Origin of the sequence: Comamonas sp. B-9 (assembly GCF_000410635.1) — a bacterium.
Classification (GTDB): domain Bacteria; phylum Pseudomonadota; class Gammaproteobacteria; order Burkholderiales; family Burkholderiaceae_C; genus Comamonas.
The window spans coordinates 73,595-82,703 of sequence record NZ_KE148542.1; the positions used below are offsets into that span (position 1 = coordinate 73,595).

Consider the following 9,109-nt stretch of genomic DNA (forward strand, 5'->3'; position numbering starts at 1 on the left):
GCCTGGCGCGTACCGCTTACAGCGTGCCGTAGCTGTGCAAGCCCGAGAGAAACATGTTCACGCCAAGGAACGCGAAGGTGGTCACCACCAGGCCCACCAGCGCCCACCAGGCCGAGACAGCACCGCGCAGGCCCTTGACCAGGCGCATGTGCAGCCAGGCGGCATAGTTGAGCCAGACGATCAGCGCCCAGGTCTCCTTGGGGTCCCAGCTCCAGTAGCCGCCCCAGGCCTCGGCCGCCCAGAGCGCACCCAGCACGGTGGCAATGGTAAAGAAGGCAAATCCCACGGCGATGGCCTTGTACATCAGGTCATCCATGATCTGCAGGCGCGGCGTGCCCCGGTTGATCCAGCTGCGCAGCAGGATCATCAGCCCGAAGAACAGCTCCAGCGGCAAGGCCATGCGCAAGGTCTTGTCGAGCGAGGGGTAAAGGCTCTCATCGCCCCAGATGCGGAAGGCCACCAGCGGCAGCACCAGCACCAGCATGGGCACGAGCACCAGGCCGATCCACAGCGCGCGCTGCGTGGCGGCCTTGAGCAGGTAGGCCAGTGCCACCATGGCCGCCAGCGCAAAGGTGCCGTAGCCGACAAAATTGGCTGGCACATGCAGCTTCATCCACCAGCTTTGAAGCGCGGGCACCAGCGGTTGGATCTCATGGGCCTGGCGGGCGACGGTGTACCACAGCAAAAAGCCCACCGAGGCGCTGACCACCAGCATCACAAAGCCGCCCAGCGCCCGGGTCTGGTAGTGCGCTTCAAAGTAGAGGTAGAAAAGCGCCGTCATCCAGGCGAACAGCACAAACACTTCATACAGGTTGCTGACGGGGATATGGCCAATGTCCGGCCCCATCAGGTAGCTCTCATACCAGCGCGCCATCGTGCCCACCAGGGCCATCACAATGGCCAGCCAGGTCAGGCGGCTGCCGACGGCCGTCAGCGCCGATCCCTCACCCTTGGAGAGCAGGCCGATCCAGTAAAACACCGTGCTCATGAAGAACAGCACGCTCATCCACAGGATGGCCGACTGGCTGGACAGAAAGTATTTGAGGCCAAACACCGTCTCCGAGCGGGCGATCTGCCCTGCGCCATCGACCCGGTACAGGCCAATGGCCAGCAACGACAGCGCAGTCACCACCAGCATCAACAGCTGCAAGGGCCGCCAGAACCAGCCCAGCCAGATGAAAAACGGCACCGAGGCGATGAGGATGCCTTTTTCATAGCCATCCATATGGTGGCCGTACAAAAACAGCGCAAAACCGCCGCCAAGGGCCAAGGCCAACGCAAACAGCCAGTCCCAGACCGATCGGCTGCTGAAGTAGCCGGGGTTGAGTTGCACCGTTTGAACCACGGTGCCCGCCTGGGCGGGCGGCAGGTTGGTGGAAGCAGTATTCATCGTTGTTCTCCGCTGGGGCTGGTGCCCAGAAGCTTTTGACTCAGGCCTTCAAAATCGCGGTCCACATCCAGGGTTCGGCGGTTGGTGGACAAGGCCATGCGCACATCGGCGCTGCCATCGGCGCGCGGCGCCAGCCAGACCCAGAGGCGCCGGTCGCGCACATAGAGCATCGCAAACACCCCCAGAATCAGGAACAGGCAACCCAGGTAGACGACGAGCTTGCCCGGCGCCTTGGCCACCTGGAAGACGCTGGCCTGCACCTGGTCAAACTGGGTCAGCTCAAACACCAGGGGCTCCGGGTACAGCAGCGCATCGCTGAGCGACAACACCGACTGGGTCATGAACCGCTGCGTCTGCTCATTGGGCTCCAGCGGTGCCAGGCCCTCGTCGGCCCGCGCCACCCGCATCAGCTCAAACAGCACACCATTCAGGATGCGCACCAGCACTTCGCCCGCCTTGGCGCGTTCGCCTTCGGGCACATTTTGCTCCATGAAGGCCGAAATCGCTTGCAAGCCGGTGACGCTGTTCGCACCTGTCTGGCCATCGCCGGCAAAAATCACCAGCGCCTTGAGCGCCGAGGCATAGAGCTGCTCGCGCAGTGCCGGCCGGCTCGCCTCCACGGCGCCGGCCACATACTGCTGCACGGCCCGCTCGCGCATCGCCGGCGTCTGCAGCGCTGCCTTCAACCGCAAGAAGCCGCGGTAGCTCGACTGGTCATCGGCCGGAATGCGCAGGTAGCGGAACTGGTCGGCCAGGGTCTCGCGCACGCCCCAGAGGTAGACCGGCTGGCCATCGCCCATGTCGACGGGCAGCATGTAGTTGTTGAACTCGCGCGCCTGGCCCGAGGCATCGCGCAGCTTGTAGCTGACGCTGGGGCCCACATTGCGCAGATCGCGCGGCGTGGTCACCTTGTTGCCGGCGCCCAGGTGGTTGTCCAGACTGGATCTCAAATCCACCTTGCGCACATCGGTGCCACCTTGTGCCGCATCACCCGGGTTGGCGCCCATGTTTTCCACATTGATGGTGCGCAGGCCGGTGAACTCCATCTCCAGCGGCGGCTGGCCCTCGCCCATCGTGATCTGCGTGGAGGCACCCACTTCGCCCTTCACCTCAAAGCTCTTTATGCCCGGCACCAGCGGCACGGCGCGCAGCTGCAGGCGCGATCCGCCGTCTTCAAAGCTCGATTGGTAGATCTCGATGCCCTGGTAGCTGGCGGGATGGTTCACCTCGATGCGTTTTTCCACCGCAGCGCCGGTTTTCTTGTCATGCAGCACCACCTCGCTGGCAAACAGCCGGGGCATGCCGGTGGAGTAGTACTCGACGATGAATTTCTTCAGTTCCACCGAAAACGGCAAATCCTGCAGCAGGATGCCGTCCGACTGGTTGAGGATGGCCGTGCCCGACTGCGCGCCTTCGGCCACAATCAGGTTGCCACGGAAGGTCGGGTTGCTGGCGGACAACCGGTGCTGCTCGGGCACATCGGCAATCATGCCGCCGCCGCTGAACGTGGTCTTGCCGCCCAGCAGCATTTGCGCGCGCACAATCAAATCGCCATCCAGCAGGCCACCCAGGCAGATCAGCACGATGGCGCTGTGCGCTGCCAGGTAGCCCATCTTGTGGGCGGCACCAGCCTTGGCCGCCACCATCCAGCCATCGCTGCGCTCTTGCAGGCGCACCTTCCAGCCGCTACCGGCCAGCTGCGATCCCACCCGCTGCGCCGCCTGCGCCGGGGTCTCTGCCAAATGGGCGCTGGCCTGGTGGTGGAAGGCCTGCAGGCTTTGCACGCGCAGATTCTCTTTGTACTGGCGCAAATCGGCCAGGTACTTGGGCGCATGCTTGGCAATGCACAGGCTGGTGCTGGTCACCAGGAAGGCCAGGATCAGCAGAAACCACCAGGCGCTGTAGACCGCATTGAGCTTGAGCGACAGAAACAGTTGCGCCCAGAAGGGGCCAAACTGGTTGACGTAGTTGACGGCCGGCTCATGCTGGCGCAATACGGTGCCGATGACCGAGGCAATGCAGATAATGGACAGCAGCGCAATCGCAAAGCGCATCGACGACAGCATCTCATAGACGGCACGGGTGCCCAGCTGAGGCTGCAGCTGCGTTGGCGGGGGAGAAGATTCAGACATGGTACGACGCTATCGGTGAAAAGCAGGAGCAGGACCGCTGCTGCGCTGCCAGTCCGCACCCCATGGAGTCGCCACCAGAGTACAAGTTCGCAGAACGCCAAGTTTAGTCTGCAACCCTAGGGATAGCCCGGGGGGCCGGAAAATGCCCAGCAACGCGCTCAATGTCTTTGCGCGGGGGCTTTCCCCGTGGCGGCACAGGCCCAACGCGCAGGGCGCCGGCCTAGCGCAGGCCCGCAATATAGTCCGACACCGCCTTGATTTCCTTGTCGTTCATCTTGGCGGTGACGCCAGTCATCTGCAGGCTGTTGCCGCGCTTGCCATCGCGGAAATCATGCAAGGTCTTGCTGACGTAATCAGCGTTCTGGCCCGAAAGCCGGGGGTACTGGGCCGGAATGCCCGCGCCATTGGGGCTGTGGCAGCCCGCGCAGGCGGCAATCTGGCGGTCGGGCAGGCCGCCGCGGTAGATGCGCTCGCCCAGGGCCACGGCGTCCTTGTCCTTGGCAAAACCGAGCTTGCCGGGTTTGCTGGCCAGCCAGGCCGAGATATTGAGCATGTCCGAATCCGACAGGCCGGCAACCATGCCCTGCATCACCGGGTCCTTGCGCTTGCCGGATTTGAACTCCTGCAGCTGCTTGAGCAGGTACTCAGGATGCTGCTGCGAGAGTTTGGGGTTGATGGCGATGGAGGCATTGCCATCGGCATTGTGGCAAGCGACGCAGACGGCGGTGTAACTGGCCTCCCCTTTGGCCAGGTCCGGCTTGGGCGACCGGTTGGGCGTCTCGGACGCCGAATACACAGAAACGGAAGAAAAAGCCAGTACAGCCGTTGTCAGCAAAGGGGCGATCAACTTCATATCGTGGGTCTTTGTCTGGTTTATGGGTATAAGGCCAAAGCGGCCAGATTCTACAATGATGCCTTAGATAGACTCGAACGCACATGACGACAACACCTAGTACCCCCCAAGCCGTTGCAGACACGCCAAGCCCAGGCATTGATGGCAAGGCGGCTTTGGGCTGGATGCACACCGCCCGCTTTTTCACCACCGCTGCGCAGCTGCACCAATTGCCTGTTGTCGATGTGCCCGAGTTCGCCTTTGTGGGCCGCTCCAATGCGGGCAAGTCCACATCGATCAATACGCTCACCCAGCAGAACCAGCTGGCCTTTGCCTCGAAAAAGCCCGGCCGCACCCAGCATATCAACCTGTTCTCACTGGGCAAGAAGGGCGTGACCGATGCCGTGCTGGCCGACCTGCCCGGTTACGGCTATGCCGCTGTCTCGCGCGAGGACAAGAAGCGCTGGCAGCAGGTGATGGTGAACTACCTCGTCAGCCGCCCCAGCCTGACGGGCATTGTGCTGCTCTGCGACCCGCGCCTGGGCCTGACCGAGCTGGACGAAGCGCTGCTCGACATCATCCGCCCCCGGGTGGAGCAAGGCCTCAAGTTCTTGATTTTGCTCACCAAGGCCGACAAGCTGACCCGCGTCGAGCAGGCCAAGATCCTGTCCATCACCAAGCTCAATGCCGGCGGTGGTGAGGTGATGCTGTTCAGCGCGTTAAAGAAGCAGAATGTGGACAAGGTCGCTCAGCTGCTGTGGCAGTGGTCGCACCCCGAAAGCCTGGTCAGCCCTGAGGCCGCGCCAGCAGCGCCAGAAGCCCCTGCGGACGAGCAATAAACTGCACGAACGCCAAACAACAAAGGCCCCTTCGGGCCTTTGTTGTTTATGAATAGAGCGAAGGCTCGCCTTCGGGCCGGGTCTTGAAGCGCTTGTGCACCCAGTAGTACTGGGGCACCATGGTGCGGATCTGGGCTTCCAACTCACGGTTCTGGCGCGTGGTATCGGCCACCACATCGTCAGTGGGAAAGTCCTGCCAGGCCGGAGAGATGGTGACTTCGTAACCCTGCGGCGTCAGCCGCGTGTACATGCCGATCACCTTGGCCTTGCCTAGCCGCGCAAAGCGCGACAGCGAGGGAATGGTCGCGGCCACCTGGCCAAAATATGGCACAAACAGCGAGTCGCTGGGGCCAAAGTCCATGTCCGGCAGCAGGTACAACAGCCCATGGTCCTTGCGCAGGCTGGCGATGATGGGCTTGATGCCATCGTCGCGGTTGAGCATGCGCACATCGCCAAAGCGCTGGCGGCCCTTGCGGATCCAGGCATCGACATCGGCATTGGGCTGGGTCGAAAAGATCGACGTGAAGGGCCGGCTGCAGTGGATGGTGAGTGCCGTGCCCCCGGCATCCATGCTGTAGAAATGCGGCGCAAAGATGATGGTCGGCGTATCGCCTTCCAGCTCTTCGAGCGCGCCCGCCATGCGGGTGCGTTTCTCCAGCGTTTTTTGTGGTGCAAACCACAGCCAGCTGCGGTCCAGCCAGGTTTGGCAGAACACCACAAAGCTTTGCTTGGCCCAGGCCCGGCGCTGCTCAGCGCTGGCTTCGGGAAAGCACAGCTCCAGATTGCGCAGCGCAATGCGGCGGCGCGAGGGCACCAGATAGAACAACACCCGGCCCATCAACCAGCCCAAGCCGCGCAAGACCGACAAAGGCAGGTGCGACATCAGCCACATCCACCCGATAAACAACTTACCCATGCTTTTGACCTTCCGAGGGAGCGGCAGCGAGGCTGCGCGGCTGCTTGTAGCGCGCATAGCCCCAGAGGTACTGCTCGGGGCTGTCGCGGATCAAGCGCTCCATTTCCTGGCTGATCTGCAGCACGGCGGCTTCGGCCTCCTGGGCCAGCGGGGTCTGCAGGCCGCGCACATACAGATCAAAGCCCCGGCCCAGGGGCCGGCGCACACAGCGCGCCAATATAACAGCCGCACCCGTCTGCTGGGCCAACTTGGCAGCCAAGGTCATCGAGTAGGCGGGTTTGCCAAAAAAAGGAACCCACATGCCCTGGCCATCGGGAGGCACCTGGTCGGGCAGCAGGCCCACACTATGGCCTTGGCGCAAGGCCTTGATCATCTGCCGCACCCCCGCCATCGTCGTCGGTGCCGAGGCCAGACCGGGGCGCGCGCGCGCCGTCTCCATCAGCTTGGCCAGCCAGGCCTGGCGTGCCGGGCGGTAGAGCACCGTGATGGGGCCATGCACCACACCCCAGCGCCGCGCCATGTACTGGGCTGACAGCTCAAAGCAGCCCATGTGCGGGGTCAAAAACACAATGCCCTTGCCGTCAGCCAGCGCCTGCTCGATGACGTTGGCGCCATGGATATCGCAAGGCAGCGGCGCGCCAAACCAGAGGCGCGGCACCTCAGCCACCATGCGGCCGGCATGGGCCACGGCCTTTTTCACATCGGCAAAGCGGTAGCCCGCCTGCTGGGCATTGGCCAGAAAGCGCCGGCGGTAGGTGGGCGAGGCCACGAAAGTGAGCCAGCCCAGGCCAGCGCCCAGGCCATGCAATAGCCACAACGGCAGCGCAGCAAATAGTCGAAACAAGAAAGGCATTAGAATGTGTCGGTCGCTGAGTTAAAGAGCAACTTGCAGGGCGACGTTAAAAACAAACTGCTAAAGCGTTCGCCAGGCTCCTTTAAGGCTCGGGCAACGCAATTGCCCAAGCTTTGAAGGAGTTTTTTGTTTATGGCAAACAGCGATTTTCTGTTTACCTCGGAATCAGTGTCCGAAGGCCATCCCGATAAAGTAGCCGACCAGATCTCTGATGCGATTTTGGACGCTATTTTCACCCAAGATCCACACAGCCGCGTGGCGGCAGAGACACTGACCAACACCGGCTTGGTGGTATTGGCAGGCGAGATCACCACCGGCGCCAACGTGGACTACATCCAGGTGGCCCGCGACACCATCAAGCGCATCGGCTACGACAACACCGACTACGGCATCGACTACAAGGGCTGCGCCGTGCTGGTGGCCTATGACAAGCAAAGCCAGGACATCGCCCAGGGCGTGGACAAGGCCAGCGATGACGAGCTGAACACCGGCGCAGGTGACCAGGGCCTGATGTTTGGCTATGCCTGCGACGAAACGCCCGAGCTGATGCCCGCGCCGATCTACTACGCGCACCGTCTGGTCGAGCGCCAGGCCCAGCTGCGCAAGGATGGCCGCCTGCCTTTCCTGCGCCCTGACGCCAAGAGCCAGGTCACCATGCGCTATGTAGACGGCAAGCCCCACAGCATCGACACCGTCGTGCTGTCGACCCAGCACAGCCCCGACCAGTCGGAAACCGCCACCAAGATGAAGGCCAGCTTCACCGAAGCCATCATCGAAGAGATCATCAAGCCCGTGCTGCCATCGGAATGGCTGCAGGACACCAAGTACCTGATCAACCCCACCGGCCGCTTCGTCGTGGGTGGCCCCCAGGGCGACTGTGGCCTCACCGGCCGCAAGATCATTGTGGACACCTACGGCGGTGCCTGCCCCCACGGCGGCGGCGCCTTCTCCGGCAAGGATCCAACGAAGGTGGACCGTTCTGCCGCCTACGCTGCCCGCTACGTCGCCAAGAACGTGGTCGCCGCCGGTCTGGCGCGCCAGTGCCAGGTGCAGGTGGCCTATGCGATCGGTGTGGCCCGTCCGATGAACATCACCGTCTACACCGAAGGCACCGGCGTGATCCCCGATGCCGACATCGCCAAGCTGGTGGCCGCGCACTTTGACCTGCGTCCCAAGGGCATCATCCAGATGCTGGACCTGCTGCGCCCGATCTACAGCAAGACGGCAGCTTATGGCCACTTTGGCCGTGAAGAACCTGAGTTTACGTGGGAAAGAACCGACAAGGCAGCAGTGCTGCGCGCTGCTGCGGGCCTGTAAGGCCCCCGAGCGCAGCGAGTTTGTCGGTTCTTCGGCGCAGGCTCACATCGCTCGCGATGTGAAGGGCCGCCAAGCCCGGCCGAAACCAACGTACGGACAAGGCTGCGCTACTGCGCGCTGCTGCTGGCTTGAAGTAATTCAGTTCAGATTAGTCTGCTTTAAAAATCCGCTCGGAGTGATCCAGCGGATTTTTTCATGCGCGCTCGTCAGTCCGGGCAACGCACTCACAATCCTCTCGCACTCAGCGCCAGCTGCTGCCTGAACTCCGGCCGCACCCGGTACAGCTGCGCCGGCCGGTGCGCGCCACCGGCCTGCATTTCGCCCGGCACGGGCTCCAGCATGCCCAGCTCGTCCATCTTGCGGCGAAAGCTCACCTTGTTCAGCGGCTCGCCCAGAATGCTTTCATAGACCTGCTGCAGCTGCGGCAGGGTAAAGTTCTCGCCAAAAAAATGCACCGGCAGCGAGGAGTACTGGCTCTTGCTGCGCACCCGCGCCAGCGCTGCCTGCAGGATCTGTGCATGGTCAAACGGCAACTGGCCAGTGGCAGCGACGGGTACCAGCTTCAGCCCCGGCCTTGGCGTGGGCAGCTTTTGCTGCGGGATCAATGCGCAATAGCTGATGGCGACCGACCAGCCGCGTGGGTCACGCGCCGGGCCGCTAAAAGTGGCCAGCTGTTCCAGGTACGCCTCTTCGATCCCCGCCTTGCTGCGCAGCACGCGGGCGGCACTGGCATGGGCATCGGCGTCCTCTTGCGCATGGATGTAGCCGCCCGGCAAAGCCCAGACCCCGGCAAACGGCGCGCGCTCGCGCTGCACCATCACGACGCTCAG

At 62.9% G+C, this 9,109-nt stretch carries 8 protein-coding genes; 2 read left to right on the plus strand and 6 right to left on the minus strand.

Translation table 11 applies throughout. The annotated features are described in order from the left end of the window. Positions 1-16: 16 nt before the first annotated feature. The 3 genes from ccsB to H928_RS0108645 form a co-directional block, all read right to left on the minus strand. Positions 17-1,390: a c-type cytochrome biogenesis protein CcsB gene (ccsB, locus tag H928_RS0108635; protein WP_021026127.1), complete on the minus strand. Its 1,374-nt coding sequence runs from the start codon at positions 1,388-1,390 to the stop codon at positions 17-19. Next, positions 1,387-3,522, minus strand: coding sequence for a cytochrome c biogenesis protein ResB (locus H928_RS0108640; RefSeq protein ID WP_021026128.1), 2,136 nt, complete (start codon positions 3,520-3,522; stop codon positions 1,387-1,389). Before H928_RS0108640 ends, ccsB begins: the two co-directional genes overlap by 4 nt. Positions 3,523-3,742: 220 nt before the next feature. Continuing rightward, a complete protein-coding gene (locus H928_RS0108645) occupies positions 3,743-4,375 on the minus strand; it encodes a cytochrome c (RefSeq protein WP_021026129.1) in 633 nt (210 codons plus the stop codon). An 83-nt stretch (positions 4,376-4,458) separates the two neighbouring features. Between H928_RS0108645 and yihA the strand changes: the two genes are divergently transcribed. Next, positions 4,459-5,193: a ribosome biogenesis GTP-binding protein YihA/YsxC gene (yihA, locus tag H928_RS0108650; protein WP_027010720.1), complete on the plus strand. Its 735-nt coding sequence runs from the start codon at positions 4,459-4,461 to the stop codon at positions 5,191-5,193. 46 nt (positions 5,194-5,239) lie between these two features. On the opposite strand, the gene H928_RS0108655 is transcribed toward yihA, so the two are convergent. Then, the gene (locus H928_RS0108655; RefSeq protein ID WP_021026131.1) at positions 5,240-6,109 is read right to left on the minus strand and encodes a lysophospholipid acyltransferase family protein; all 870 of its coding nucleotides are present in this window, start codon (positions 6,107-6,109) and stop codon (positions 5,240-5,242) included. Next, positions 6,102-6,962, minus strand: a complete 861-nt coding sequence (locus tag H928_RS0108660) for a lysophospholipid acyltransferase family protein (RefSeq protein ID WP_021026132.1) — start codon at positions 6,960-6,962, stop codon at positions 6,102-6,104. The genes H928_RS0108655 and H928_RS0108660 overlap by 8 nt, the downstream gene beginning before the upstream one ends. A gap of 132 nt (positions 6,963-7,094) precedes the next feature. On the opposite strand from H928_RS0108660, the gene metK reads away from it, so the two are divergent. Then, complete coding sequence (gene metK, locus H928_RS0108665; RefSeq protein WP_021026133.1) at positions 7,095-8,279, plus strand: methionine adenosyltransferase; 1,185 nt, start codon at positions 7,095-7,097, stop codon at positions 8,277-8,279. Positions 8,280-8,503: 224 nt separating this feature from the next. On the opposite strand, the gene H928_RS26835 is transcribed toward metK, so the two are convergent. Further along, positions 8,504-9,109 (minus strand): NUDIX domain-containing protein (locus H928_RS26835; protein ID WP_239644919.1); only part of this gene is annotated, 606 nt, incomplete at its 5' end.

Excerpts from the sequence above, each read along its gene's own strand:
- metK (WP_021026133.1), top strand. The coding sequence starts at position 7,095 with ATGGCAAACAGCGATTTTCTGTTTACCTCGGAATCAGTGTCCGAAGGC.
- H928_RS0108645 (WP_021026129.1), bottom strand. The coding sequence starts at position 4,375 with ATGAAGTTGATCGCCCCTTTGCTGACAACGGCTGTACTGGCTTTTTCT.
- yihA (WP_027010720.1), top strand. The coding sequence starts at position 4,459 with ATGACGACAACACCTAGTACCCCCCAAGCCGTTGCAGACACGCCAAGC.
- H928_RS0108640 (WP_021026128.1), bottom strand. The coding sequence starts at position 3,522 with ATGTCTGAATCTTCTCCCCCGCCAACGCAGCTGCAGCCTCAGCTGGGC.
- H928_RS0108660 (WP_021026132.1), bottom strand. The coding sequence starts at position 6,962 with ATGCCTTTCTTGTTTCGACTATTTGCTGCGCTGCCGTTGTGGCTATTG.
- H928_RS0108655 (WP_021026131.1), bottom strand. The coding sequence starts at position 6,109 with ATGGGTAAGTTGTTTATCGGGTGGATGTGGCTGATGTCGCACCTGCCT.
- ccsB (WP_021026127.1), bottom strand. The coding sequence starts at position 1,390 with ATGAATACTGCTTCCACCAACCTGCCGCCCGCCCAGGCGGGCACCGTG.